Genomic DNA, 25,447 nt, shown 5'->3' with positions numbered 1-25,447 from the left:
GCCCATGGGGCGACGGAAGCCTATCCATCCCTCACCTGGGCTTTCCAGCGTCCGGTGATGAATCTTTCATCGCATTTGCCAGGACGCGCGCCCGAAACCTGTTTCGGAATTGTCAATGCGCTGGTCAGCGGCCTTCAATCCGACCCAGTGGACATCGCATCGAGGAAAGTCCATTTGATCGAACACGGAAGGCTGAGCATGACACGACGAAGAAGGCTCGCGCTGTGGTTCGCCGCGGCCCTGGCCGGAACCGGCGCGGTCGCGGTGGTCGCGACCCCGGCATCCGCGCACGGCGCGATGATGCAGCCGGGTAGCCGCACGTACCTGTGCTGGAAGGACGGCCTGTCCGCCACCGGCCAGATCCAGCCGAAGAACCCCGCCTGTGCCGCGGCCGTCGCGCAGAGCGGCCCGAACTCGCTGTACAACTGGTTCGCCCTGCTGCGCTCCGACGGGGCCGGGCGCACCGCCGGGTTCATCCCCGACGGCAAGCTGTGCAGCGCCGCCGCCACGGTGTACGACTTCTCCGGCTTCGACCTGGCCCGCAGCGACTGGCCGCTGACGCACCTGACCGCCGGCGCGACGATGGAGTTCGACTACAGCAACTGGGCGGCCCACCCGGGCACGTTCTCGCTGTACGTCACCAAGGACGGCTTCGACCCGGCCAAGCCGCTGGCCTGGTCGGACCTCGAGTCGACCCCGTTCCTGCAGGTCACCAACCCGCCGCAGGTCGGCTCGCCGGGCACGGCCGACGGGCACTACTACTGGACCGGGAAGCTGCCGACGGCCAAGTCCGGCCGGCACCTGATCTACTCGGTCTGGGCCCGCTCGGACAGTCAGGAGACCTTCTACGGCTGCTCCGACGTCACCTTCGACGGCGGCAACGGCCAGGTCACCGGGGTCGGCGACGGCACCGGCGGCGGGCCCACCGGCGGCCCGAGCGCAAGCTCCACCTCGAAGCCGCCGTCCAACCCGTCGAGCCCGTCCGCGTCCGCGTCGACCCCGGGCAACCCGGGCGGCACCGGCGGCTGCACGGCGACGTACACCGTGACCAGCAGCTGGCAGGGCGGCTTCCAGGCCGACGTGAAGGTGTCCAACCCCGGCAGCGCGCCCATCTCCGCGTGGAAGGTCGGCTGGAACTACACCGGCGGCCAGACCGTCGCCCAGGGCTGGAACGCCACCGTCACCCAGTCCGGGACCGCGGTCACCGCCACGAACGTGGCCTGGAACGGCACCATCCCGGCCGGCGGCAGCACCAGCTTCGGTCTGCTCGGCAACGGCACCACGGGCACCGCGCCCACGGTGTCCTGCGCGGCGAACGGCGGCAGCCCGACGTCGCCGAGCCCGTCCGGCACCCCGAACACCAGCCCCAGCCCGAGCACCAGCACCAGCCCGGGCGGCGGCACCTCGACCGGCTGCGGCGCCGCCGCGTTCTGCGACGGCTTCGAGAGCCAGACCGGCAGCGCGGTGTCCGGCGCGTGGACGACCTCGTTCACCAACTGCCAGGGCTCCGGCACCGCCACGGTCGACTCGACGGTCTCGCACAGCGGCGGCAAGTCGGTGCGCATCAACGGCGCGGCCGGCTACTGCAACCACGTCATGGTCAAGCCGACCAAGGACCTCAGCGGCCTCGGCTCGGTGTGGTACGGCCGGTTCTACGTCCGCCACACCACCGCCCTGCCGTCCCAGCACGTCGCGTTCGCGGCGCTGAAGGACAACGGCGACGGCGGGAAGGACCTGCGCATGGGCGGGCAGAACGGCGCCCTGCAGTGGAACCGCGAGTCCGACGACGCGACCCTGCCGGCACAGAGCCCGGCCGGCGTCGCGCAGAGCCGCCCGCTGCCCACGAACTCCTGGAACTGCGTGGAGTTCATGGTCAACGGCAGCGGCACCCTGTCGACGTGGCTCGACGGGACGGCCATCCCCGGCCTGACCGTGGACGGCACGCCGACGGCGGACATCGACCAGCAGTGGCTGGCCCGCTCGTGGAAGCCGGCGGTGACCGACCTCCGGCTGGGCTGGGAGGCCTACGGCGACGGCGCCGACACCCTCTGGTACGACGACGTGGCGATCGGCGCCTCCCGCATCGGCTGCTGATCCCCGCGTCACTCCCGGCGCCGGTGCCCTCAAGGGCATCGGCGCCGGATCCTTGTCGCAGATATGTCGGGCCGTCGCGGAACAGCAGCGCAACCGCCGACTCGACGACCTCCAGGTGCTGGGTATCCCCGTCGATCCGGGTCTGAAGGCAAGGCCGAGCCCGAGCACGGAGCGCGCGGTGCCCAGGAGCGCGGCGATCTGCTCGGCCGCCCCCGTCCGTCGTCGGACCACGCACGCACATCGGCCTCGGCGCGGTCGCCGGAGGACTCGGCGGCCGCGGCTGCCCGGCGTCGAGGCAGAGCCGCAGGCCCGCCCGCCGCCGCCGAAGCTGAGGCCCGCCGCGGCCGCGACCTCGATCATGCGGCCCGGGTGGCGGCGGCTCATGCGCCCGGCGGGGACGGTTGCCCCGTAACCGAGCCGCCCCGACCAAGGGAGAACTCCGTGACCAGTGCGACCGCCCAGCGCCAGGAATCGCCGATGATGGAGCACGGGGCGGGCATCGAGCACCCGCTCATGCTCGCCGCCATGATGTCCCGCCGCCAGGAGAGCGGCAGCGTCTTCGAGCACCCGCTCATGCTCGCCGCCATGGCTGGCCGCCACGGGCGGCCCGGACTGGGCATCGACCACCCGCTGATCCTGGCGATGCTCATGCGCCGCCGCGACGAGGACGGCGGCTCCATGATGGAGCACCCGCTCATGCTCGCGGCACTGCTCTCGCACCACTGACCCCGCCCCGTCCCGACGTCCCGACCCCCGGCCCGGCCGCGTCCGCCGGGCCGGGCCGCCCCGACCCCAACTCGGTCGCATCTGCCCAAGCCGGGGCGGGCCCATTCCGATTCCAGCCCGCTCGTGTCTTGCCGGGCAGGGCCGTCCTGATTCTGGCTCGGTCGTGTGTGCGAGGCCGTGCCGTCCTGATTCCCGGCTCGGTCGTGTCTTGCCGGTCTGAGCCGTCCTGATTCTGGCTCGGTCGTGTCCGCCGGGCCGGGCTGTCCCGAAGGAGCCTGCCGATGCCGGATGAGGAGCCCGTCGACGCCCTCATCGACGACCTGATCCGAGAGATCCTCGACGAAGCCAGCCGCAGCGGCGGCGCCCGGCCGGTCGGCGGCGTCCTCGAATCCGTCATGTCCCTCACGTCCCGCCTCGCGCCGGGCCGCCCGTCGCCGCTGCTGGAGCACATCTTGCTCGTCGAGGCCCTGGCCGGCTCGTTCGCCGACGCCCTGGCGCCCGCCCTGGCCGACGCTCTGGCGCCACGGATCGTCCAACTCCTGGAAGGCGGCGAGCACGCCACCATTCGGCGGTCCGGATCCCGCCCGCGCAAGTCCGACGCCAAGTAGCCGAAACGCCGGAGCCCGCCGCTCGGTTGAACGACCGTGCCGTCTTTCGCCCGGGCGTCGCTCGCCGTGCAGCTGGCCGGCGCGGCGCTGCTCGCCGGGCGGGCATGGTGGCCGGAACCGGGCCAGGAGCCGGCGTCGGCCCGGGACCGCCTGCTGCTCATCGCCGCGGCCGCGGGGAGGGTGGCGGGGGATGCGAGCACCGGACCGTACAGCCGGATCCACCTGGTCAGATGGGTGCGCACCGGCGCCGGTGCGATCCGCTTCGACAGCGAGCGGTGGCGCGCCGCCGACGGCTCCGGCCGCCTCGTCGAGCGCCGTCTCGACGCGCCCGGTGCCCCCGCGGTCCGCACCGACTACCCACCGGGCAGTCTGCTGCTGCGCACCGCCGACCCGGCGGACGGCCCGACGGCGGTCGCGACGTCCCTGCTCGACATGATCGGAATTCGGTACCTCGACCGCCCGGCCCGCGCCGCCGCCCTGCGCACCCTGGCGTCTCTGCCCGGCCTGGCCGGCACCGGTCCGGCGTTCACCCTGACCGCCGGTGCGAACCGTCTGACGATCGTCGTCGACCCCGCGACGGCCGAGCTGACCGGCTGGCAGTACGACGATGGCGAGCGCGTCGAGATTCTCTCGCGCACCCGGGTGCCCGGGTTCGCCTGACCCGTGCGGCCCCCGCCGGGTTAACCTCTGCGGATGCTCGACGGGGACTTCGAGATCCACCTGACGCTCGCCTTCGACCCGCGCCTGGAGGCGTTCGCGGCCGGGCACGGCATGAAGTACGCCCGGATCGTCCTCGACCGCGGCACCACCCCCGACCAACCGATGCTCACGCTGCGCTGCCGCGGCACCCTCGCGGACGCCGCCAGTGCCGGCCGGGACTGGGCCGCGCGCCTGGCCGCCGGCGGATACGCGGTGCGCCGCCTCAAGGTCGAGGCCTCGCCCTTCAACCGCGGCATCCCGCAGTCCGCGACCGATCTGCCACCCGGCCATTACTTCGAACACCACGTCAAGCTGGTCCTCGCCTCCGCCGACGCGCCCGGCCGTGCCGCCGCCGGGTTGTCCGCCGACCAGGCCGCTGCCCGGTTGTCCGCCGAGCGGACCACCGGCGGGTCGCCCGGCGACCGTGCGGCCGGTGGACCGTCCGACGGCCAGATCGTCGGCGGTGCGTCCGGCGATTTGGCCGTCGCGGAGCGCATCGGCCTCGCGCACGGCGCCCGGCTGTCGCGCAACGCGCGTCGCGACGCCGGCGGCGGGCGCCACGAGCGGTTCCTGACCCAGCGGTGCCGCGACTGCGGGCAGCCGGAGGCCCGCGAGCGCCTGGCCGCGCTCGTGGCCGACCTGCGCGGAGCCGGGCTGGTCGTTGCCGAGGTCGAGGAGGAATACGTCGCCGTGGATACCGACCCGTCGGTCGACGCCGGCTGGCTCGCCGCGTGAACCCGCGGCGCTCGGCGATCGACCACATCCTGACGCTGGTGGGCCAGTCCGCCCTGGCCGACTCGCTCGTGCTGCGCGGCAGCGTCACGATGCTGGCCTGGGCCGGATCGGCCGCCCGCGAACCGGGCGACATCGACTGGGTCACCCGGCCGGTCGCGGTGCTGCCGCAGGAGCGATTCTGGCCTTACCCGTATGTCGACGGCCCCCACCGCATGCGCACGGACCCGGAGACGGTGCACATCCGCCCGCGTGACGAGCTGTGGGCGCCGGACGAGCTCGACGCCGAGGGCTTCCGGCCCCGGCTGCCGCCGGAAGGCCTGCACTGGCTGCGCCAGGAGGAGATCGAAGCTGACGGGGTCCACTGGGACGTGGTCGCCCTGATCGCGGCCAGCCCGCAGACGCCCGACGGTGTGCGACTCGATGCGGAGAACGTTCAAGTCGGCAACCTCTCCTCCTACTATGCCTACTCCTACGGCGAGGACGGTGGCGGCGGCGTGCGGGTCACCGTGCCCTTCGAGGGCTGCTCGGTGCAGCTCGACTTCGCCTACGACGAGGCGCTGCCGGAGCCGCCCGTGGCCACCGCGATTCCGCGGGCTGACGGCAGCCTCGGGGCGCACTGGACCGCGTCGCCCGCGCTGTCGCTGGCCTGGAAACTGCAGTGGCTCGCCGCCGAGGGGCGGGACAAGGACCTTTACGACGCCGTGTTGCTGGCGGAACTGCCCGGCCTGCAGCTCTCGCCGCGGCTTCGCCGGCTCTCCGGGATTGCCGGTGTGACCCCGGATGAGATTCGGCAGTGGCCGATCACTGACGACACCGTACTCCCCGGCGGCGCCGCCCGCTGGCTCGAACGTCTCGCCGTGGCTCTCGGTAGATCCATCATCGACTCACCGTGATGTCGGCGGCGGCGGGCTCCCATCGATGCGCCCGGCGGACGTAGGCTGGCCGGCATGTCGTACTCGTCGTTCAAAGAGGCCCGTGACCTGCTGCTGGCCACTCGGGAGGACTATTCCGCCGCGGTGGAGCAGTTCCGCTGGCCCGAGCTCGGCGAGTTCAACTGGGCGCTGGACTGGTTCGACGCCGTGGCGGCCGGAAACGACGCGCCCGCGCTGTGGATCGTCGAGGAGGACGGGCGCGAGCAGCGGTTCTCCTACGCGGAGATGTCCGCCCGCTCCAACCGCCTCGCCAACTGGCTACGGGAGCAGGGCGTGGGCCGCGGCGACCGGCTCGTGCTCATGCTTGGCAACCAGGTCGAGCTGTGGGACACGATTCTGGCCGCGATGAAGCTCGGCGCGGTCATCATCCCCGCCACGCCGCTGCTCGGCCCGGCCGACGCCCGCGACCGGGTGCTGCGCGGCGGCGCCGGGCATGTCATCGCCACGGCGGCCGCGGCGCCGAAGTTCTCGGGCGTCGACCCGGCGGTGACCCGGATCGCCGTCGGCGGCGAGGTCGAGGGCTGGCTGCCCTACACGCTGGCCGACGACGCCACGTTCACCCCGGACGGGCCGACGCGGGCCTCGGACACGCTGCTGCTCTACTTCACCTCCGGCACCACCGCCCGGCCGAAGCTGGTCGAGCACACGCACGCGTCCTATCCGGTCGGACACCTCTCCACGATGTACTGGATCGGGTTGCAGCCCGGCGACGTGCACCTCAACATCTCCTCGCCCGGCTGGGCCAAGCACGCCTGGAGCAACGTCTTCGCCCCGTGGAACGCGCAGGCGTGCGTGTTCATCTACAACTACACGCGCTTCGACGCGGCGGGCCTGATGCGCGAGATGCAGCGCTGCGGCGTGACGAGCTTCTGCGCCCCGCCGACGGTGTGGCGGATGCTCATCCAGTCCGACCTCGCGCAGCTGGCAACCCCGCCCCGCCTGGTCGTCGGGGCCGGCGAGCCGCTCAACCCGGAGGTCATCGAGCAGGTCCAGAAGGCGTGGGGCGTGACGATCCGCGACGGCTTCGGCCAGACCGAGACGACGGTGCAGATCGCCAACCCGCCCAACCAGCCGGTGAAGCCGGGCTCGATGGGCCGCCCGGTCCCCGGATACACGGTCGCGCTCATCGACCCCGTCACCGGCGACCCCGCCGACGAGGGCGAGATCTGCCTGGGCCTGTCCCGGCGCCCGCTGGGCCTCATGAACGGCTATCACGGCGACCCTGCCCGCACCGACGAGGCGATGGCCGGCGGCTACTACCACACCGGCGACATCGGCTCCCGCGACGCCGACGGCTACATCACCTACGTGGGCCGCGCCGACGACGTGTTCAAGGCCTCCGACTACCGCATCTCCCCGTTCGAGCTGGAGAGCGTCCTGATCGAGCACGACGCCGTGGTCGAGGCCGCGGTCGTCCCGTCGCCCGACCCGGTCCGCCTGGCCGTGCCGAAGGCGTATGTGGTGCTCGCGGCCGGCTGGGAGCCCAGCGAGGAGACGGCCCGCAAGATCTTCGAGCACTGCCGCGCTCACCTGTCGCCGTTCCAGCGCATCCGCCGCATCGAGTTCGCCGAGCTGCCGAAGACCATCTCGGGCAAGATCCGCCGGGTCGAGCTGCGCGGCCAGGAGGAAGCCAAGCATCCGGATCCGGCGAGCCGGCCAGCGGGGGAGTTCTGGGAGGTCTGATGGAGCTGCGAGCGGAGTTGTGCGCGGTCGAGGTGCCGCCGGAGCGTTACGCGGAGCTGACCGCGGCCGCGGAGGACATCGTCGACCGGATCGCGGACGGGGAGGACGTCGGGGCGGCGATCGAGGCGTTCAACGCGGCGACCGGGCATCAGTATGACGCGGAGAGCTTCCGCCTGCGCTGCTCCGACGTCGACGAACTGGTTCGGGAGGCGGCGCAGCCGGTGCCGGTCCGCGTGCCCGGCGTGAGCCGGGAGGAGCTGGCCGAGGTCGTCCGCCGGATCCGCGCCGTGGAGGGCGACACCGATTACTACCTGGGGGTGCTGGAGGCCAACGTGCTCGATCCCCGCGTCAGCAACCTCATCTTCTGGCCGAAACCGGGGTTCGAGAACGCCACCGACCTGCAGATCGTCGACGAGGCGCTGCGCTACCGGCCGTTCGTGGCCGGGGCGGACGGGACCGTCACGCGGTGAGACGGTAAGAGGGACGAGCGCTGGAATCTTCAGGCGAGGTCGGCGGGGATGAGGCTGTACACCGCCATGTCCGCGCGGGTGCCGGCGCGATTTGGTGCGAGGCTTCGCAGTACGCCCTCGAAATGGAAGCCCGCGGCCTGCGCGGTCCGTCGCGACGCCGTGTTGGCGGTGTCGGCCTGCAGGTGGACGCGCTCCATCCCGCGCTCCGTCAGCGCCCACCGCGCCACCTCCGCCGCCGCCTCGGCGGCGTAGCGCCGCCCGCGCGCCCACGGCGCGGTCCAGTAGTGCATCTCCGCGGTGCGGGCGGACCAGTCGGTGTTGAACAGCGACACGTGCCCGGCCAGCCGGCCGCCGGCGCGGGGCTCCACCGCGAAGCCGATCCCGCGGCCGTCCTGGCGCTGCCGCTCGATGGCGGCTGTGCACCAGGCGACGGCGGTGGGCAGGTCGGCGCCCGCGTACGGATACCCGACGGGCGCGTTGCCGACGAACGCCGGGTCCTGCCAGGCGGCGTGCACGTCCGGGGCGTCCGACGCGGTGAGCGGGCGCAGGACCAGCCGTTCGGTGGTGAGCACCGCGAGCGGGAAGACCTCGGCAGCGTGCAGCATTCCCGAAACATAGCCCGCTCAGCCGGATCCGGCGATGACGCGGGCGACGAGCTCGACGCGCTCGGGCAGCGGCGCGGGCGGGACCTCGACGAGCTCGTAGCCCAGCCCGCGGTACACCTCCTCGTGGATGCGCTCGAAGCGCTGCGACTCGCGCAGGTCGATCCGCCGCGCCGCCGTCGGCACGATGAAGCCCATCAGGCGCACGAAGAGGACGCGGCGTTCGTACGTCTTGTCGCGCTCGATCCGCGTGGCCTCCGCGGCCAGCGCCGCCGTCGGGATGAGGTTGCTGTACGCGGCGAGCGCGAGGGTGCACACGGGCGAGCGGTCGAACACCTGGATCGGCCCGCGCGCCGCGAGCTGCCGCGCCCGCTGCACGGCGACGATCCGGTCGAGGAACGCCGGCCCGTCGGCCTCCAGCTCCGGCGTCGCGCCGATGACGTCGGTCGCGGCCTCGTCGATCACCGGGTATCCGCGTTCGCGCAGCGCGCGGGCGATCGTGGTCTTGCCGGCGCCGGGCGCTCCGGTCAGCACATACCTGCGGGTCATGGCGGCCTCCAGGGGTCGGGTTAGGTTGGATGGCATGGCGAACGTCGCGATCGTGGGCCCGGGTGGCGTCGGTGGGCTGGTCGGCGCGCTGCTGGCCCGCGCCGGCCACGACGTGCTCTACGTGGCCCGTCCCGAGACCGCGGCCCGGCTGAACGCGGGCGGCATCGAGGTGCACAGCGTGCGGTTCGGGAATTTCACCGTCCCGGCAGCGGCCGTCGAGGCGCTGGGGTCGCCGGTGGACCTGTGCGTGGTGGCGACCAAGGCCACGACGCTGCCCGATGCGCTGCAGCGCGTCCCGGCGGGCGGTGCGGACCTCATTCTGCCACTGCTCAACGGCGTCGACCACATGGGCGTCCTGCGCGAGCGTTACCCGGCCGCGCGGGTCGTCGCCGGCTCCATCCGCGTCGAGAGCACCCGGACCGCGCCCGGCCGCATCGAGCACACCAGCCAGTTCTGCCTGGTCGAGGTCGCGGGCGACGGCGCCGAAACCGTCGCGGCGCTGCTCGGCGGGGCGGGCCTCGACGTCGCGGTCCGCGACAGCGAGTCCGAGCTGCTGTGGGACAAGCTGTCGATGCTGGCCCCGCTCGCCCTGATCACGACCGCGGCCCGGGCCGGCGTCGGCACCGCCCGCGAGATGCGCCGCGACGACCTCGTCGACATCGTCGCGGAGGTCGCCGCGCTCGCCCGGGCCAACGGCTGCCGGACCGACCAGGAGGCGGTGCTCGGCCTCGTCGACCAGATCCCGGCGCCGATGAAGTCCTCGATGCTGCGCGACGCGGAGGCGGGCCGGCCCCTGGAGCTCGACGCGATCGGCGGCGCGATCCTGCGTGCGGGCAAGACGCTGGGCATCCCGACCCCGGCGACCGAGCGGGTGGTGACCGAGCTGCGACAGCGCGACAACGCCGCGTCACATTGAGAGATCCAAGTTTTCCGGGGATGGTAGGGTCTGGAAAGCGGAGTGGGACCCGGGTCACCCATGCCGCTGGTAATGCCGGGCGACCGCGTGAAACGCCTCCTTGGGCCGCCACGGCTCGCCGGGGATCGTGCTCACCAGCCGGACTCCGCGTCGGTTCATGCCCGCACGGTGACCCCTGCCGTAGCGTGAAGGTCAACCGGCGCCGGCCGGCGATACGCGCGGGCCAGCAGCGCCGAGACGGCGATCGAGGCGACCGCCATGACCGCCATCGCCCGCCCGGCCGGCATCGTCTGGGCCACGGCGCCGGCCAGCGTCGCACCGACCGCCTGCATCGTGACCATGCCCGAAGTGTGCAGGCCCAGGGAGTGACCGCGCAGCTGCGCCGGGGTCAGTTCGACGAGACGGTCCTGCAGCAGGAGGCTGCCGCAGTACCCCACCGAGGCGATCACCACGAGCGGCAGCGCGACGGCCAGGGGCGGGGCGGCGGCGAAGGCGAGGTAGGGCACGGCGAGCAGCAGCTGGACGGGGGTCGTCAGCGGGCGGCGTAGCCGGGCCGGCAGGAACCGCCCGGCCAGCATGTCCCCGGCGAGCATGCCGAGGGCGGCGGCGACGAACAGGGCGCCGGCGGAGCCTGGCGAGTACGGGACGAAGAGGGCCTCGCAGCCGACGATCAGGCCGTTGGGGATCCACAGGCCCAGGTAGACGGCCCGGCGCGCGGGCGAGGACAGCAGCTCCCGGTTGCCCCGCCAGGTCGCCCGGATCGAGGCCCGCCCGGTGGTGCGGGGCGCGCGGGCGGACAGGCCCAGGCGGGCGACCAGGGCCGCCAGCAGGCTCAGGGCGGAGCTTGTCAGCAGTACCGCCGCGGGATCGAGGGTCGCGAGCAGCAGCCCGCCCGTGGCGAACCCGGCGATCTGCATCGCGCCGACCGACATGTTGAGCAGCGAGCGCCCCAGCAGGTAGCCCTCGTCGGGAACGATCTCCGCCAGCAGGCCGAAGCGGACGCCGCCGCCGATCGACGCGCCCAGCCCCTGCAGCAGCACCACGCCCAGCACCGCGCCGATCGGCAGCCCCGGGATCGCCAGGACCGCGGTCGTCAGCGCGGTGAACGCGGCCAGGCCCGCCAGGGCGGCGCGCGGCGGCAGCCGGTCGGCGGCCGACAGCAGCGTCGCGGCCCCGACGACCTGGGCGAACGACGAGCCGAACATGCTCAGGGCGGACAGCAGCGGGGAGCCGGTCGCGCCGTAAACGAGCGTGGCGAGGGCGATGCCGGCCACCGTCTGGGCCGCGACCTGGGCCGAGACCGTGGCGAACAGGGCCCGGAACTCGGCGGCGGCGAAGAGTTCGCGGTACGTGCGCATGATCGGCAGTCTGGGGCCCGCATCGACGGCCACGGTAGAGTTTCGGTTGGAGGCGAAACCATGGGGTTCTGGCGGATCTCGGCCGACGTGCTGGCCGGCAGCCGGTTCGTGGTCTCGCCGATGGTGGAGACGGTCGGCTGCCTGGCCGCGCTCAACGGCCAGCACCGGGTCTCGGCGAGCCAGCGCGACTGGCTCACGACGGCGCTGCCCGCGTTCCGGGCCCGCTGGGCCGGCGACCCGTTCGCCCTGCCGTTCCTGCGCGACGCGATCCGGCCGGGCTGGCTCGCCGACTTCCTGGTGAAGCCGCCGCGGAGCGAGTCGTTCGAAGCCGAGCTCGCCCGGCTGGCCGACACCACCGACGAGCAGGCCCGGCAGGACATCGCCGAGACGCTGGACCGGCCGCTGGCGCCGGTGCTGCACGAGCCGGGCGTGGTGGGACGGGCCGCGGCGCTGGTGGAGTGGGTCTGGCGGCATACGGTACGGCCGAGCTGGGACCGTCGCCGCCGCGTCTTCGAGGCCGACATCGTGTCGCGGACCGAGCGGCTGGGCACCGGCGGCTGGACGGCCGTCCTCGACGGCATGCGCCCGGGAATGCGCTGGCTGGGCGACGGCCGGCTGCAGATCAACACCTACGACTACCCGCCCCGCGACATCACCGGCAGCCGCCTGCTGTTCGTCCCGACGACCGCGCACCGCGGCTGGGTCAGCTGGGAGGAGCCGGCGGACGTGCACGCGGTCGTCTACCCGTGCACGGGATGGCTGGCGCAGGGACCGGATACCGTACCGCCGGAGGCGCTCGCCCGCCTGATCGGCCCGGCCCGGGCGTGCATCCTGATGCTGCTGGACGCCCCGAAGAGCACGACCCAGCTGGTCGCCCTGACGAGCCAGCCGTTGGGATCGGTCGGCGGCCACCTGCGGGTCCTGCTGGACGCGGGCCTGACCGACCGCCGCCGGGCGGGCCGCTCGGTTCTGTACTACCGAACGTCCCTGGGCAACGCGCTGGCGGCTACCACCAGCCCTGGCGGCGGGCCCAGCCGAGCAGGGTCGCCGACATCACGGCCATGATGACCAGGACCGCGACCAGGTGGGAGGTCTGGGTGTGGTCGTTGACGATGAGGTTCATGCCGTACACCGATGACAGTGCCGTGATCGGCAGCGTGATGGCGGCGATGACCGCCAGGCGTTCGGCCGCGATCGTCATCTTCGTGTCGGTGCGGGCCTTGTAGAACTCGATGACGCCCTGCAGATACTCTCGCTCGCCGTCGGCCACCGTGCGGACCCGGGCGAACTGGTCGACGACGTCGGCGACCAGGTGCTGCGCGTCGGCGGGGACCGCCCGGGGCAGGCCGGCCAGGCGGCCGTAGATCGCGCCGCCGAGCGCGGCCATCGTGCGCACGGCCAGCAGACCGTGCCGGGCCTGGAAGAGTTCTTCGAGGAACTGCTCGGGGTTGCCGAGGTGGCCGGCGGTGACCCGCTGCTCCAGCCGCCACACCTCGCCGGTGACGTCCTCCACCATCGTCTCCTGCAGCCGGCTGATCGCCGAGACGATCGCGTAGGACAGCTCGAACGCCGAGGCGGGCGAGAACCGGCCCGACTCGATGCGGCGCAGCACGTCGCGGGTCTGGCGCAGCGGCACGTCCGGCGGGACGGCGGGGTTCACCGGGCCGTGGATCGTCACGAGGTATCGCGGCCCGATGAACTGGTCGAGCTCGACGTAGTGCACGTGCCCGCGGGCGCCGGAGTGCGGCGCGTGCAGGATCACGAAGACGTGGTCCGTGTACGGGTGGACCTTCGGCACGCGGTTGCGTACGGCGGCGTCGCGCAGGGCGAGCGGATGGAAGCCGAACGCGTCGCCCAGGGTCGTCGCGGCCTCGGGGTCGCAGGTGGCGACGTCGACCCAGACGATGCCGTCCTCGCGCGTGAGCAGCGCCGGCAGCTCGTCCGCGGTGTGGGTGGTGACCCCGCCGGGCAGGATGAGCCGGACGTCCATGCGGCGAAGCATGCCAGCCCGCCCCGCCGCCCGCCAGGCGGGGAACCGTGAACTTTCTCAGCGCGTCGCGGCCGGTGACGCGGCGATAGCACCGTCCAGATCTTGCGGCAGCGGCCTGGGCCTCCCCACCGCCCGGCGGATCGTGCTCGATCACGCGGGCGCGATCGAGGTGGCCAGTGCGGTCGACGAGGGCAGCACATTCCGGGTCGAGCTACCGCTGAGACCCGCTAGGGAAGCCGGTCGGTGGCGTGCGTTCCTTCGATGTCCTGAGCTTAGCCGACACCTCCAAATCCAGCCCCAGCCGCGTAACTGGACCATCACCTTCCGTCAGACCTCGATGTGGGAGCCCATGATGACCGTGCGGTCGCGGGGCAGGTAGAAGTGCTCGGCGGCGTCCGCGGTGATGTAGGACGTGGCGATGAACAGGCGTTTGCGCCAGTCGGCCATGGTGGGCGAGTCGCCCCGGCGTAGCTCGATCTTCGACAGGAAGTATGACGCCTGGTCCAGTTGCGGCGCGCCCTCGGTCGTGCCCGGGTCGAGCAGGCGCAGCGCGACCGGGAGGTTCTGGGTGTCCATGTAGCCGAAGCGGACCGTCACGTGGACGATCCCGTCGTCGGCGTAGCCGAGGTCGTCGACGGTGATGCGCTGCTCGTCGGGCACGCGCGGCACCGGCTGGGTCTCGATCGACAGGATCAGCACGTGTTCGTGGCGGACGTGGTTGTGCTCGACGTTGGCCCGCATCGCCAGCGGCGTGGTCTCCTTGCCGCGGTTGAGGAACACCGACGTGCCCGGCACCACGCGGGTCAGCGACGGGTCGGTGCGCAGCCGGTTGATGAACTCCCGCAGCGGGCCCTCCTGCCGTTTGCGCTCGGCGGTGACGATCTCCCGGCCGCGCCGCCACGTGGTCATCACCGTGAACGCGGTCAGGGCGATGAGCAGCGGCAGCCAGGCGCCGTGGACGAGCTTGGTGAGGTTCGCGCCGACGAAGAGCAGGTCGACCAGCAGCAGCACGGCCCCGCCGCCGATGAGCACCCAGCGCGGGGTACGCCACTTGCGCCGGGCGATGTAGAAGAACATCAGCGTGGTGATGGTGATGGTGCCGGTGACCGCCATGCCGAAGGCGAACGCCAGCGCCGCCGAGCTGCGAAACGCGAAGACCAGCGTCAGCACGGAGACCATGAGCAGCCAGTTGATCCACGGTACGTAGATCTGCCCGATCTGCTCCGCGGACGTGTGCGCCACCCGTAGCCGTGGCAGGTAGCCCAGCTGCGCGGCCTGCGAGGCGACCGAGTACGCCCCGGTGATGACCGCCTGCGAGGCGATGACCGTCGCCACGGTCGCGAGCAGCACCAGCGGCAGCCGCAGCCAGGACGGCGCCAGCAGGAAGAACGGGCTGGCGACGTGCGCGGGGTTCTGCAGCACCAGCGCGCCCTGCCCCAGGTAGCTCAGGATGCACGCCGGGAACACCAGCAGCAGCCAGCCGCGCGTGATGGCCCGGCGGCCGAAGTGGCCCATGTCGGCGTACAGCGCCTCCGCCCCCGTCACCGCGAGCACGACGGCGGCGAGCGAGAAGAACGCGATGTCGAAGTGCCCGGCGAGGAACCCGACCGCGTAGGTCGGGGAGAGCGCCTTGAGGATCGCCGGGTGCCGGGTGATGCCGTCGATGCCGAGCCCGCCGATGGTCACGAACCACAGGATCATCACCGGGCCGAACACCTTGCCGACCGCCGCGGTGCCGCGCCGCTGCACCAGGAACAGCGCCACGATGATGACCGCGGTGATGGGCACGATCAGCTCCGCCAGCGAGGGCTGGACCACCTTGAGGCCCTCGACCGCGGACAGCACCGAGATCGCCGGGGTGATCATGCTGTCGCCGAAGAACAGCGCCGCGCCGAAGATGCCGAGCCCGGCGAGGAAGGCGGCGGTCCGCCGGCCCCGGGTCTGCCCGCCGAGGCGCCGCGCCAGCGTGATGAGGGCCATGATGCCGCCCTCGCCGTCGTTGTCGGCGCGCATGGCCAGCAGCACGTACGTCACCGTCACGATGATCGTCACGGACCAGAAGATCAGCGACACGACGCCGTACACGTGTTCGGCGCTCACCGGGACCGGGTGCGGGTCCTCGGGGTTGAACACCGTCTGCAGCGTGTAGATGGGGCTCGTGCCGATGTCGCCGAACACCACGCCGAGCGCGCCGACGACCAGCCCGACACTCACGCTCTGCTGTCGTCCGCTCACGGCATGAACCCCCTTGAGCCCGGTACTGCCCTTCGCGCGGACAGTACAGGGCCCAAGGGTCGTGCGCCCCCGTTAGCTGGATACGAACGAGCGCACCTCGGCCAGGATCGTGCGAGTAACGGCGGGGGAAGGCGCGCGGGAAGGTGGCTGCGGGCTACTGCACGTGCAGGACGTGCTCGACGCGGGCCAGTTCCAGGGTGCGCGTGACCCGCGGGCCGGGGGAGCGCAGGGTCAGCCGGCCACCCTCGGTCCACAGGCGGCGGTGAACGTCCAGGAGCATGCCGATGCCGGCGGCGTCGATGAACGGGCACTCCGCGAGATCGACCACCAGGCGGGCCGGGCGGAGGTCGACGGCCTCGTGCAGCAGAGCGGAGAAGCGGGGTACCGATGCGGCGTCCAGCTCCTCGGTGATCACCACCTCGATTATCGGGGTCGTGGGGTCGGCGATGTGCATCTCCCCAGCGTTCGGCGTCGATGTGGAGAACCTTTCCCGGAACTGTGACGGTTGTATGACTTCGCATCCGCCGAGGTCACGGGGGTGGGGCCAGGTGGTGGGTGAGGCCCCGCGGACGGCATGATTCCTCTATGGCAGGCGTGCTGGTGATCGAGGACGACGACCGGATCCGGCTCTCGCTGTCGCTGGCGCTGGAGGACGAGGGATACACCGTCCGCGGCGCGGCGAGCGCGGAGGAGGGGCTGGTCGCACAGCGTGAGGAGGCCGCCGACACGGTGCTCGTCGACCTGATGCTGCCCGGCGTCGACGGGTTCGAGTGCATCCGGCAGCTGCGGCGCAGCGACGACGTGCCGATCGTCGTCATCAGCGCACGCGACGACACCCACGACATCGTGGCGGCGCTGGAGGCCGGGGCCGATGACTATCTGATCAAGCCGGTCGCGGTGAAGGAGCTCTCGGCCCGGCTGCGGGCCCTGCGCCGGCGCGGGCGCACGGTGCAGGCGATGTCCAGCCTGCACTTCGGGGACATGGAGATCCAGCCGGAGGCGGGGGAGGTGCGCATCGGCGGCGAGGCGGTCGCGGTCACCCGCACCGAGTTCCGCCTGCTCTGCGAGCTCGCCGAGCACCCCGGGCAGGTGCTGAGCCGCCAGCAGCTGCTGCAGCGCGTGTGGGAGTACGAGATCGGCGACGAGCGGCTCGTGGACGTGCACGTCGGGCGCCTGCGGCAGAAGATCGAGAAGGACTCCAAGCAGCCGCGGTACCTTGTGACCGTGCGCGGCATGGGGTACAAGCTGCAGCGATGAGCAGGTGGCGCGCGGGGCTGCGCACACGGGTGGTGGCCGGGTTCGCGGCCGGGGCGCTGACGCTGTCGGCGTCGATGGCGCTGGTGTCGTACGAGGTGACGCGCAGTGCCCTGATCGGCGGCCGGGAGCGCTCCGCGGTGCGCTCGGCGACCTTCGACGCGCGGGTCGTCGCGGCCGGGCTCAACACCGACCGGCCCGACATCGCCGCGATGCTGCGCTCGCTGGACACCGGCGGCAACCGGCGGGTCCTGGTGTTCCACCTCGGGCACTGGTACGCGCGCAACGCCGACAGCGGCGCCGCGACCGCCGTGCCGCAGAGCCTGCAGCGCATGGTCAGCGACAGCGGCCAGGGCATCCAGCGGCTGCGCGTCGACGGGGTGCCGGTCGTGGTCGTGGGCATCCTGCTGACGCCGGCGACCGCGCTGTACGAGATCGACTACCTGCGCGAGCTCGACCAGACGCTGCGGACCCTCGGCTGGGTCCTCACGCTCGTCGCCTCGGCGGTCGCCGTCGGCGGCGCGGGCCTCGGCTGGTACGCCACCCGCTACGTCCTGCGCCCCCTGCGCTCGGTCGCCGACGCCGCCCAGGGCATCACCGCCGGTGACCTCAGCGCCCGGCTCGACCCCGCCACCGACCCGGACCTGGAGCGCCTGTCGACGTCGTTCAACGAGATGGTCGACCAGCTCTCCCGGCGTATCGAGCGCGACCGCCGCTTCGCCGCCGACGTCAGCCACGAGCTGCGCTCCCCGCTGCAGACGCTGGCCGCCTCGGCGAGCGTGCTGGAGCGCCGCCGCGACCAGCTCGACGAGCGCACCGCCACCGCCGCCGGCCTGGTCGTGGCCGAGCTCGACCGGTTCCAGTCGCTCGTCGACGACCTGCTGGAGCTCTCCCGCGGCGACCTGCCGGCCCAGCTCGCCCCGGTCGACATCGGTGAGCTGGCCCGCCGGGCCGTCCAGCGCCGCGGCCTGGACCCGGCGATCGTCCAGTGCGCCGAGACCGTGCGCTGGACCGTCGACCGGCGGCGCATCGAGCAGGTGCTGGTCAACCTGCTCGACAACGCGGTCACCCACGGCGGTGGGCCGGTCGCCGTGCGCGTGGCGGGTCGCGGGCGCGATGGCAGCATCGAGGTCGACGACGAGGGCCCCGGCGTCAATCCGGCCGAGCGCGACGTCATCTTCGACCGGTTCGTCCGCGGCCGCTCCTCCGGCGCCCGCGGCAACGACGCCGGCACCGGCCTGGGGCTGTCCCTGGTCGCCCAGCATGTCGCCGCGCACGGGGGCCGGGTCGCCGTGCTGGACCGGCCCGGCGGCGGCGCCCGCTTCCGCATCGAGCTGCCGGGGGCGCGGTGAGGCCGCGTCGCTGCGCTGCGGCCGTCGCCGCGGTCCTCGCGCTGGGCGGCTGCGGGGTGCCCACCGACAGCGAGCCGCGCCCGATCGAGCCGTCGGTGACCATCGGCTCCTACGAGGGCCCGATGGGCGGGCCCGTCGTCTCGCCCGGCACGGTGGTGGAGCGGCTGTTCCTGGTCCGCGACAACCAACTCGTCGCCGTCGACCGGCGGGTCGAGTCCGTTCCGAGCCCGCAGCAGCAGATCGAGGACCTGGTCACCGGCCCGACCCCGCAGGAACGCGACGCCGGGCTCGACAGCGCGCTGGCCGGGACCGACATCATCACCGGCGTACAGCTGCGAAACGGCACCGCCGTCGTCGGGCTGTCGGCGGACAACCCGATCCGCAACGACGAGATCCTCGCCTACGGTCAGATCGTCTGCACCCTGTCGGCCCGCGCCGACATCGTGGCCGTGCGGTTCACGCAGGAGGGCCGCACGATGGAGGTACCGGGGGCCGACGGCGCCCTCACCCGGGAGCCGCTGACCGAGGACGACTACGCGAGCCTGATCTCGCGCTGACCACCGGGCCGCTCCACGACGAGGCTGAACTGGTCCACGCTGCGGATGAGGGCGGCGAGCTGCGTGAAGTCGACGGGCTTGCGGAAGTAGAACTCCGAGGGCACCCCGAAGTCGCGCAGCAGCTGCTCCTCCAGCGGCGAGCTGGTGAGCACCACGACAGTCAGGTCGGCCAGGCGCGGGTTGCCCAGCACCCGGTCGAGCACCACGCGCCCGTCGACGCCGGGCAGGTTGAGGTCCAGCAGCAGGATGTCCGGGGTGGGCGCCTCGGCGTACGCGCCGCGCCGCTCGAGGTAGTCGATGGCCTCGAGGCCGTCGCCGAGCACGGTCAGCGGGTTGCGCAGCCGGTGCTCGCGGAACTCGTCGACCGTATACGCGACATCGCCCGCGTCGTCCTCGACCAGCAGGATGTGCGCGAGGTCCATTGGCTCCTCATATTTTATTGCAACTGTGCAATATTCCGCTCTTACGATAATGCACCTGCCTGGCCCGGATCCACCCGGCGGGCACTGTCGACACTGACCCGGATGTGCGACCCGCTGCGCAGGTCGCTGGTACACCGCCGCTTGATCTGGCTGGGGGCTGACGCCGGCGGATGGTCATGTGGGTGCGGCGCGGGGAGCTGATCGTACGGTCGATGGGGTCTCGGCTTCCGGGCGGGAGCTGGGGCTGCCCGACGAGGGGTGGTGGCGGTCGTGGGAGACCTCCGCCGATCCGGTGGGCGGCGCCCGGTCGATGTACCACGGCCGCCTGACCGGCGGTGCCCGCGTCTGATCAGCGCCGGTCTCGCCGCTTGCCGGCGGTGCGGGGACGGGGGGCGTCGTCGACGGCGGTGCAGAGGCCGAAGACGCGGGCGTGGTTGGTCCAGCCGTTGACCCGGCCGTGGTTGTTGCTGATCTGGACTCGCCTGGCCGCGTGGTCGACGGCGGAGACCAGGTGGATGTACACGGTGCCGGCGACCTTGGCCAGAACGATGTCGCCGGGCTCGACGCGGGCGGGGTCGACCGGTTCGACGGTGACCAGGGCGCGGCTGCGGATCAGGGGCGTCATCGAGTTGCCGGTCGGGCGGAAGCGGACCGTTTCGCCGGCGGCCACCCGGGCGGCCATGAGGTCGAGCATTCCCATCGTGACCACAGCGTCGCGGCGAACTGGCCCCGCCGCGACCGATTTTTACGGGCGGGCCGGCTCGCGGGTGCTGCCGTCGCCAGCACATGCGTCGCCCATGCCGGAAGCCGCGTCGCGACCGAGCGGCGCAGCGGTGTCCGCGGTGAACGTCGTGCTGCGCGCGGGTGCTGGTTCGTTGCCCGCGGTGGAAGGCGTGTTGTGGTCCGGCGGCGCCGTGACGTCTGCGGTGGGAGCCGTGTTGCGCGCGGGTGCTGGTTCGTTGCCCGCGGTGGTTGGCGTGTTGGCGGAGTGCGGCTCGGGTGCGTTTGCCGTGGAAGGCGGGGTGCTCGAGGCCGTCGCGGCGGGGGCCGGGCGGCGGCGGTGCAGGAGCAGCGCGGTCAGCCCGCCTGCCAGCAGGCCCCAGAACGCCGAGCCGATGCCCAGGATCGTGGTGCCCGACGCCGTCACCACGAACGTGACGACAGCGGCCTCGCGGCCCTCCGGCTGGGTCACGGCCGAGGCCAGCGACGAGCCCAGCGCCGGCAGCAGCGCCAGGCCGGCCACCGCCACCACCAGGATCGGCGGGGACAGCAGGACCAGCGCCATCGCCAGGGACGCGCCCAAACCCAGGGCCAGCTGGCCGCCGCCCATCGCGACGGTCGCGACCCAGCGGCGGCGCGGGTCCGGGTGGGTGTCGGGGCCGGCGGTCAGGGCGGCGGTGATCGCGGCCAGGTTCACCGCGTGGCCGCCGAACGGGGCGACCGCCGCGTTCGCCACGCCGGTGACGACCAGCAGCGGGCGCAGCGGCGGCGTGTAGCCGTTGGCCGCCATGACCGCCATTCCCGGTACGTTCTGGGCCGCCATCGTCACCAGGAACAGCGGGATCGCGATGCTCACCACGACCGAGAGATTGAGCGTGGGCGCGCTCAGCACCGGGTGCGGGCTGAGCGACGCGCCGGCCAGGGTGCCGCCGGTTCCGTGCACGGCGATGGCGGCCACGGCGGCCAGCAGCGCGCCCGGCACCGCCCACTGGCGGGCGAAGCGGAACAGTACCGCCCAGGTCAGCACGACCGGGGTGGCCAGCAGCGGCAGGTCGATCATGGCCCGGACGGGGGCCGTGCACAGGCTCAGGATCACGCCCGCGAGCATGGCGCCGGCGATCGGTGCCGGGATCGCCGCGATCGCCCGGGTCAGCCAGGGCGACAGGCCGGCGAGGACCATGAGCGCGGCGGCGACCAGGAAGGCGCCGACGGCGGCGGCGAAGCCGCCCGGGACCGGGCCGGTGGCGGCCAGCAGCGCGGCGCCGGGGGTGGACCAGGCGATGGCGATCGGCATCCGGTACCGCACGCTGAGCCCGATCGCCGTCGCCCCGATCGCCAGGCACACCGCGAGCAGGCCCGAGGCGGCCTGGGCCGGGGTGGCGCCGACCGCGCGCAGGCCGGCCAGCACGACGGTGAACGAGCTGGCGTAGCCGACGAGGGCGCTGACCAGGCCGGCCAGGATGGTGGGGAGGATGCCGTGCCGCATGTGGGTCCTTCGCCGATCGTTCCGTAAACGGAACGCAACAATAGCGGCATGGACGTTGGCGGGACAACCCGGATCGATCCGGCCGTGGGTGAGCGGCTGCGCCGGATGCGCGAGGCGCGCGGGGTCTCGCTCTCCGCCCTGGCGCGGGCGGCCGGCATCGGCAAGGCGACGCTGTCGGGGCTGGAGCACGGGACCCGCAACCCCACGCTGGAGACGCTCTATGCGGTGGCGGGGGCACTCGGGGTACCGCTGACGGCTCTTGTTCTTGGACCGGGGGAGCTGCCCGCGTCGGCCGTGGACGTGCGCGGCGCGGCCGTCACCGCGACGCTGCTGGAGGTCTTCGAGGAGCCGGGCGCCACGTTCGAGCTGTTCTGGATGCGGGTGCGCCCCGGGGTGGCACAGCGCTCGCCGGCGCACGCGACCGGGGTGACCGAGCACATCACGGTGTACCAGGGGATGCTGCGGGCCGGGCCCGAGGGCGCGCCGCTGGCCGCCGGGGCGGGTGAGCACGTGACCTTCCGCGCGGACGTGCCGCACGTCTACCTGGCGGCCGGTCCTGAGGAGGTCGTCGCCAACCTGCTGATCAGGTCGCCCACGGCCCTGGGCCGGTGAGCCGCGCGATCACCTGGCGCAGTTGCGGCGGCTCGAGGTGCTCGTCCAGCGCCGCGAGGCCGGCCGGGTCGAGCCAGGCGTGACCGTGGAGGCTCTGCTGCTCGTCGGGGAGCAGCCCGGTCCGCACCAGCGCGGGCCGCTCGGCGGCGAAGCGCGCGAGGAAGAACTGCTCGACGGCGACGTTGCGCACCCTGTTCCAGACCGTGTCCCGCTCGACGTCGACCCACCGGTCCAGCACCGCCCCGGCATCGAGCCCGGTCTCCTCGACCAGCTCCCGCCGGGCCGCCTGCAGCGGCGACTCGCCCGGATCGATCCCGCCACCGGGCGGCTCCCACAGCCAAGAGCCATCGGCGGGATCTTTCCAACGCAGCAGCAGTACCCGCTGTGCCCCGTCCAGGCACACCACCCGCGCCGCCGGCCGGCTCCGAGTCTCCACGATCCGACCCTATCGGTTTCGGTGAACCCGCGTACGCCCGCGAAGGCGGCACTCGGGTCGCCCGCGTCCGCTTCGGGTCTCCGCCGGCGCCTTGCCGTGACGCTTCCCCCGGTGCCGTTCCGCGGCCGCCTTCGGGCCACTTCGACCGTTTCTGATCGCCATGTGCGCCTGCTGCTCGTCGTTTGTGCCTGGTGCTCGCCGCACGCGCCGCGGCTCGTGTGGCGGCGGTTGGCGTAAAGCGATCATCAGCCGCGTCCGGCGACATATCCTGTGCCCAGCGCGGTGATCAACGGCGGGGCGGGGGGACGGCGATGCGCGACCAGCTGATCTTCGGTGTGGGCCGGGTGCTGTGCGCGCTGCCGCTCGCCGACGTCGTCGAGACCGTACGGCCGCTGCCCGTGCAACCCCTCGCCGCCGGCGGGGGCGTCGTGCTCGGGGTTGCCGTCATCCGGGGCGCCGCGGTGCCGGTCGTCGACACCGCGGCGCTGCTCGGCGATCCCGGGGCCGAGCCGGTCCGATTCATCACGGTTCAGACGCCGGGCGGGGTCGTCGCCTTCGCCACCGGCGCCGTGGTCGGGGTGCGGGCGATCGCCCCGCCGTCGAACGGAGCGCCACCGGGCGGTGGGGCGCTGGTCGAGGCGGTCGGCGTGCTCGACGGGCAGCCGCTGCTCTTCCTGCGCCCGGAGGTGGCCCTCGAGCACGCCGGCCACCTGCTGGACGGGCTCGGAGGTGGCTTCCGTGCCGTCGCGTGACCTCGGGGCGTCGGCGGGCGTGGGTGAGCTTCGTGCCGCCGCGTGATGGCGGGGCGCTCGTCGAGCGGCTGCGGCGACTGCTCGCCGAGCGGCTCGGGATGGCCTTCGACGACAAGAAGGACGCGCTGCTCGCCGAGATCCTGCAGCAGCGGGCCACGCAGCACGGGCTCACCGATCGCGGGTACCTCGACCGGCTCGCCAGCGCCTGGAGCGCCGAACTGTCGGCGCTGGCCGAGGCGCTGACGGTCAACGAGACCTACTTCTTCCGCAATGTCGAGCAGTTCCGGGCGCTCGCCGAGGTGGCACTGCCGGCCCGGATCCGGGCCGCCGGGGACCGGCGGCGCCTCGCGCTGCTCTCCGTCGGATGCTCGACCGGCGAGGAGGCGTACAGCCTGGCGATGGTCACGGCCGCTCAGGTCCCCGAGGCGTGGGAAGTCGGGATCGTCGGGCTCGACGTGAACCGCGGGGCGCTGCGCAAGGCGATGGCCGGGCGCTACTCGCTGTGGTCGCTGCGCGAGGCACCCGAGAGCGCGCGCCAGCGGTGGTTCCGGCCGGCCGCCGACGGCGTCGAGATCGACTCACGGCTGCGGGGCCGGGTGCGATTCGTGGAGCACAACGTGGCGCGGGACGATCCGGTGTTGTTCGCGTACGGGGCGTACGACATCGTGTTCTGCCGCAATCTGCTCATGTACCTCACGCCCGACACGGCCGCCGCGGTGGTCGAGCGCATCACGCGCGCGCTGGCGCCCGGCGGCTTCCTGTTCCTCGGGCACACCGACACGCTCGGGCGGCGGCCGGCGGGACTGACCGTGCACCATTCGCACGGGGCGTTCTACTACGAGCGCGAAACGGCCCCGGCGCGCACGGCCGAGCCGGTGGCCGACGTCCGCCCGCGCCCCCGGGAGCGGGCCCTGCGGCTGCTGGGGGAGGAGCGCTTCGCCGAGGGGCTGCGGGCGCTCGACTCGATTACGGGCGCCGAGGCCGACCGCCCCGAGACGTGGCTGCTGCGCGGGTGCCTGCTGGCCCACCTCGGCGACACCGGCCGGGCCGCGGACCTGTGCCGGCGCCTGCTGGAGCGCGACGCGCTCTTCGCCGACGCCCACCAGCTGCTCGCCGACTGCTACGAAGGCGACGAGCGCCACGATGAGGCCCGGCGGCACCATCGGATCGCCTCGCAGCTCGACGCCGGGTTCGCGATGCCGCGACTGCGGCTTGGCCTGCTGGCGCGGCGGGCCGGGGATCGGCGCAGCGCGGAGGAGGAGCTCGACCGGGCCGTGCGCCTGCTGCGCGAGGAGACCGATGAGCGGATCGCGCTGTTCGGGGGCGGGTTCGGGCGCACGGCGCTGATCGCCCTCTGCCGGGCCGAACTGGCGGCCGTCTCGTGAGCGCCCCGACCGCGCCGCCCGGCCCGCCGCCCGAGGAGCCGCAGGAGGCTGTCCACGGCCGTGTCGCAGCCGGCGCGCCACCGCAAGCCGAGTTGCACGTGGGCGGTGTCGAGGGCGCCGGGCCCCAAGGGACGCCGCCTGAGGATCGGCTGGCGCGGCAGTTGGCGGGGCTGCGCGCGGAGTTCGATCGCTCGTTCGCTGATCCGCCGCGTACCGAGGTCGCCGGGCACGACGATCTGCTCGCGATCCGGGCCGGTGGGGTGCGGTACGCGCTGCGGCTGCGCCAGGCCGCCGGGCTCTTCCCGGACCGGCCGGTGACCCGGTTGCCGGGGCCGCTCGGCGCGCTGCTCGGGGTCGCGGGCTTCCGCGGGGCGATCGTGCCCGTCTACGACCTGGCCGCGGTGCTGGGAACGCGGGGTACGCCCGCCGGGGACGACCTGCCGCGGTGGCTCGTGCTCGCCGCCGGGTCGCCGCCGGTGGCCCTGGCGTTCGAGGCGCTCGACGGGCACCTGCGGATCCCCAGTGAGGGGCTCGTCGAGGAGACCGAGGGGCACGGGCCGCACGGCTGCCTGCGCGGGATCGTGCCGCTGCCCGACGGCGCCCGGCCGATCATCGACGTGCCGGCGGTGCGGACCGCCATCGAGGCCGCGGCCGGGCGTTCGGCCGCGCCGCCACCGACGCCCGTGACCGGGCCGGATGCCGCGCAACCGTTCGGTGTCGCGACCGCGCCGACCGGTGTCGCGGCCGGACCGGACCCCGTCCCGTTGGTCAGCGCTGCGGCCGCGCAAGCAGCGTTCCCGCCGGATGCCGTTTCGCGAAGCGGCGGCTCGGCCGGGCACGGCATTGCTTCAACCTCGACTACCGATAGGTAAGT

Annotated in this window: 27 protein-coding genes and 1 pseudogene; 18 read left to right on the top strand and 10 right to left on the bottom strand. The window is 73.2% G+C overall.

The features are described from left to right. Positions 1–198 precede the first annotated feature (198 nt). From ACQPY0_RS38370 to ACQPY0_RS38330, 9 genes and pseudogenes are all read left to right on the top strand, one after another. Positions 199–1,317: pseudogene (locus ACQPY0_RS38370) on the top strand (lytic polysaccharide monooxygenase auxiliary activity family 9 protein); the annotation flags it as partial. Further along, positions 1,300–2,094, top strand: coding sequence for a hypothetical protein (locus ACQPY0_RS38365; protein WP_432995531.1), 795 nt, complete (start codon positions 1,300–1,302; stop codon positions 2,092–2,094). The pseudogene ACQPY0_RS38370 and the gene ACQPY0_RS38365, both read left to right, overlap by 18 nt. 441 nt (positions 2,095–2,535) lie before the next feature. Next, on the top strand, positions 2,536–2,820 hold the full coding sequence (locus ACQPY0_RS38360; RefSeq protein WP_432972319.1) for a hypothetical protein: 285 nt from the start codon (positions 2,536–2,538) through the stop codon (positions 2,818–2,820). Between the two features lie 281 nt (positions 2,821–3,101). Beyond that, a complete protein-coding gene (locus ACQPY0_RS38355; protein ID WP_432972316.1) occupies positions 3,102–3,428 on the top strand; it encodes a hypothetical protein in 327 nt (108 codons plus the stop codon). Positions 3,429–3,464: 36 nt separating this feature from the next. Continuing rightward, the gene (locus tag ACQPY0_RS38350) at positions 3,465–4,088 is read left to right on the top strand and encodes a hypothetical protein (RefSeq protein ID WP_432972313.1); all 624 of its coding nucleotides are present in this window, start codon (positions 3,465–3,467) and stop codon (positions 4,086–4,088) included. A gap of 33 nt (positions 4,089–4,121) precedes the next feature. Then, positions 4,122–4,862, top strand: coding sequence for a hypothetical protein (locus ACQPY0_RS38345; RefSeq protein WP_432972309.1), 741 nt, complete (start codon positions 4,122–4,124; stop codon positions 4,860–4,862). Next, entirely contained in the window at positions 4,859–5,755 is an 897-nt protein-coding gene (locus ACQPY0_RS38340; RefSeq protein ID WP_432972306.1) for a hypothetical protein, read from the top strand. Before ACQPY0_RS38345 ends, ACQPY0_RS38340 begins: the two co-directional genes overlap by 4 nt. A 54-nt stretch (positions 5,756–5,809) precedes the next feature. Continuing rightward, entirely contained in the window at positions 5,810–7,477 is a 1,668-nt protein-coding gene (locus ACQPY0_RS38335; protein ID WP_432972303.1) for an AMP-binding protein, read from the top strand. Continuing rightward, complete coding sequence (locus ACQPY0_RS38330; RefSeq protein ID WP_432972300.1) at positions 7,477–7,947, top strand: hypothetical protein; 471 nt, start codon at positions 7,477–7,479, stop codon at positions 7,945–7,947. Before ACQPY0_RS38335 ends, ACQPY0_RS38330 begins: the two co-directional genes overlap by 1 nt. A gap of 29 nt (positions 7,948–7,976) precedes the next feature. Here the strand turns inward: ACQPY0_RS38330 and ACQPY0_RS38325 are convergent, their stop codons facing one another. Together ACQPY0_RS38325 and ACQPY0_RS38320 are read right to left on the bottom strand one after the other, a co-directional pair. Continuing rightward, positions 7,977–8,552 (bottom strand): GNAT family N-acetyltransferase, encoded by a 576-nt coding sequence (locus ACQPY0_RS38325; protein WP_432972297.1) that lies wholly within the window; start codon positions 8,550–8,552, stop codon positions 7,977–7,979. An 18-nt stretch (positions 8,553–8,570) separates the two neighbouring features. Continuing rightward, positions 8,571–9,098 (bottom strand): AAA family ATPase, encoded by a 528-nt coding sequence (locus tag ACQPY0_RS38320; protein WP_432972294.1) that lies wholly within the window; start codon positions 9,096–9,098, stop codon positions 8,571–8,573. Positions 9,099–9,132: 34 nt separating this feature from the next. On the opposite strand from ACQPY0_RS38320, the gene ACQPY0_RS38315 reads away from it, so the two are divergent. Then, a complete protein-coding gene (locus tag ACQPY0_RS38315) occupies positions 9,133–10,014 on the top strand; it encodes a ketopantoate reductase family protein (protein WP_432972291.1) in 882 nt (293 codons plus the stop codon). Positions 10,015–10,169: 155 nt separating this feature from the next. Here ACQPY0_RS38315 and ACQPY0_RS38310 read toward each other — a convergent pair whose 3' ends face one another. Beyond that, positions 10,170–11,372 carry an MFS transporter gene (locus ACQPY0_RS38310; RefSeq protein ID WP_432972288.1) on the bottom strand — a complete coding sequence of 401 codons (1,203 nt, stop codon included), beginning with the start codon at positions 11,370–11,372 and terminating at the stop codon, positions 10,170–10,172. 60 nt (positions 11,373–11,432) lie between these two features. Here ACQPY0_RS38310 and ACQPY0_RS38305 point away from each other — a divergent pair, with 60 nt between their 5' ends. Next, positions 11,433–12,437, top strand: coding sequence for an ArsR/SmtB family transcription factor (locus ACQPY0_RS38305; RefSeq protein WP_432972285.1), 1,005 nt, complete (start codon positions 11,433–11,435; stop codon positions 12,435–12,437). On the opposite strand, the gene ACQPY0_RS38300 is transcribed toward ACQPY0_RS38305, so the two are convergent. The 3 genes from ACQPY0_RS38300 to ACQPY0_RS38290 form a co-directional block, all read right to left on the bottom strand. After that, a complete protein-coding gene (locus ACQPY0_RS38300) occupies positions 12,379–13,362 on the bottom strand; it encodes a magnesium transporter CorA family protein (RefSeq protein WP_432972282.1) in 984 nt (327 codons plus the stop codon). The two genes, ACQPY0_RS38305 and ACQPY0_RS38300, sit on opposite strands and share 59 nt — an antisense overlap. A gap of 327 nt (positions 13,363–13,689) precedes the next feature. Beyond that, positions 13,690–15,597: a potassium transporter Kup gene (locus ACQPY0_RS38295; protein WP_432972279.1), complete on the bottom strand. Its 1,908-nt coding sequence runs from the start codon at positions 15,595–15,597 to the stop codon at positions 13,690–13,692. A gap of 154 nt (positions 15,598–15,751) precedes the next feature. Next, complete coding sequence (locus ACQPY0_RS38290) at positions 15,752–16,051, bottom strand: STAS domain-containing protein (protein ID WP_432972276.1); 300 nt, start codon at positions 16,049–16,051, stop codon at positions 15,752–15,754. Positions 16,052–16,182: 131 nt separating this feature from the next. On the opposite strand from ACQPY0_RS38290, the gene ACQPY0_RS38285 reads away from it, so the two are divergent. Genes ACQPY0_RS38285 through ACQPY0_RS38275 form a run of 3 tightly spaced genes read left to right on the top strand, consistent with a single transcriptional unit; the run spans position 16,183 to position 18,760 of the window. Then, positions 16,183–16,854 carry a response regulator transcription factor gene (locus tag ACQPY0_RS38285; RefSeq protein ID WP_432972273.1) on the top strand — a complete coding sequence of 224 codons (672 nt, stop codon included), beginning with the start codon at positions 16,183–16,185 and terminating at the stop codon, positions 16,852–16,854. After that, entirely contained in the window at positions 16,851–18,203 is a 1,353-nt protein-coding gene (locus tag ACQPY0_RS38280) for an ATP-binding protein (RefSeq protein WP_432972270.1), read from the top strand. Before ACQPY0_RS38285 ends, ACQPY0_RS38280 begins: the two co-directional genes overlap by 4 nt. After that, positions 18,200–18,760 (top strand): GerMN domain-containing protein, encoded by a 561-nt coding sequence (locus tag ACQPY0_RS38275; protein ID WP_432972267.1) that lies wholly within the window; start codon positions 18,200–18,202, stop codon positions 18,758–18,760. Before ACQPY0_RS38280 ends, ACQPY0_RS38275 begins: the two co-directional genes overlap by 4 nt. Here the strand turns inward: ACQPY0_RS38275 and ACQPY0_RS38270 are convergent. The 3 genes from ACQPY0_RS38270 to ACQPY0_RS38260 form a co-directional block, all read right to left on the bottom strand. Beyond that, complete coding sequence (locus ACQPY0_RS38270) at positions 18,736–19,182, bottom strand: response regulator (protein ID WP_432972264.1); 447 nt, start codon at positions 19,180–19,182, stop codon at positions 18,736–18,738. The genes ACQPY0_RS38275 and ACQPY0_RS38270 overlap by 25 nt on opposite strands. 349 nt (positions 19,183–19,531) lie before the next feature. Next, the gene (locus ACQPY0_RS38265) at positions 19,532–19,882 is read right to left on the bottom strand and encodes a S24 family peptidase (RefSeq protein ID WP_432972261.1); all 351 of its coding nucleotides are present in this window, start codon (positions 19,880–19,882) and stop codon (positions 19,532–19,534) included. A 45-nt stretch (positions 19,883–19,927) separates the two neighbouring features. Beyond that, positions 19,928–21,388 carry a benzoate/H(+) symporter BenE family transporter gene (locus ACQPY0_RS38260; RefSeq protein WP_432972258.1) on the bottom strand — a complete coding sequence of 487 codons (1,461 nt, stop codon included), beginning with the start codon at positions 21,386–21,388 and terminating at the stop codon, positions 19,928–19,930. 48 nt (positions 21,389–21,436) lie between these two features. Here ACQPY0_RS38260 and ACQPY0_RS38255 point away from each other — a divergent pair, with 48 nt between their 5' ends. Further along, a complete protein-coding gene (locus tag ACQPY0_RS38255; RefSeq protein ID WP_432972255.1) occupies positions 21,437–22,000 on the top strand; it encodes a helix-turn-helix domain-containing protein in 564 nt (187 codons plus the stop codon). On the opposite strand, the gene ACQPY0_RS38250 is transcribed toward ACQPY0_RS38255, so the two are convergent. Beyond that, positions 21,972–22,439, bottom strand: coding sequence for an NUDIX hydrolase (locus tag ACQPY0_RS38250; RefSeq protein WP_432995529.1), 468 nt, complete (start codon positions 22,437–22,439; stop codon positions 21,972–21,974). The two genes, ACQPY0_RS38255 and ACQPY0_RS38250, sit on opposite strands and share 29 nt — an antisense overlap. A gap of 308 nt (positions 22,440–22,747) precedes the next feature. On the opposite strand from ACQPY0_RS38250, the gene ACQPY0_RS38245 reads away from it, so the two are divergent. Genes ACQPY0_RS38245 through ACQPY0_RS38235 form a run of 3 tightly spaced genes read left to right on the top strand, consistent with a single transcriptional unit; the run spans position 22,748 to position 25,445 of the window. Further along, on the top strand, positions 22,748–23,188 hold the full coding sequence (locus tag ACQPY0_RS38245) for a chemotaxis protein CheW (protein ID WP_432972252.1): 441 nt from the start codon (positions 22,748–22,750) through the stop codon (positions 23,186–23,188). Positions 23,189–23,220: 32 nt separating this feature from the next. Beyond that, a complete protein-coding gene (locus ACQPY0_RS38240) occupies positions 23,221–24,573 on the top strand; it encodes a CheR family methyltransferase (RefSeq protein WP_432972249.1) in 1,353 nt (450 codons plus the stop codon). Next, a complete protein-coding gene (locus tag ACQPY0_RS38235) occupies positions 24,570–25,445 on the top strand; it encodes a chemotaxis protein CheW (RefSeq protein ID WP_432972246.1) in 876 nt (291 codons plus the stop codon). The genes ACQPY0_RS38240 and ACQPY0_RS38235 overlap by 4 nt, the downstream gene beginning before the upstream one ends. Positions 25,446–25,447: the final 2 nt, after the last annotated feature.

It is taken from the genome of Dactylosporangium sp. CA-233914, assembly GCF_050942935.1.
Taxonomy (GTDB): domain Bacteria; phylum Actinomycetota; class Actinomycetes; order Mycobacteriales; family Micromonosporaceae; genus Dactylosporangium.
Note: the sequence above shows the minus strand (reverse complement) of the source record. Positions and strands in the feature narration are given on the sequence as shown.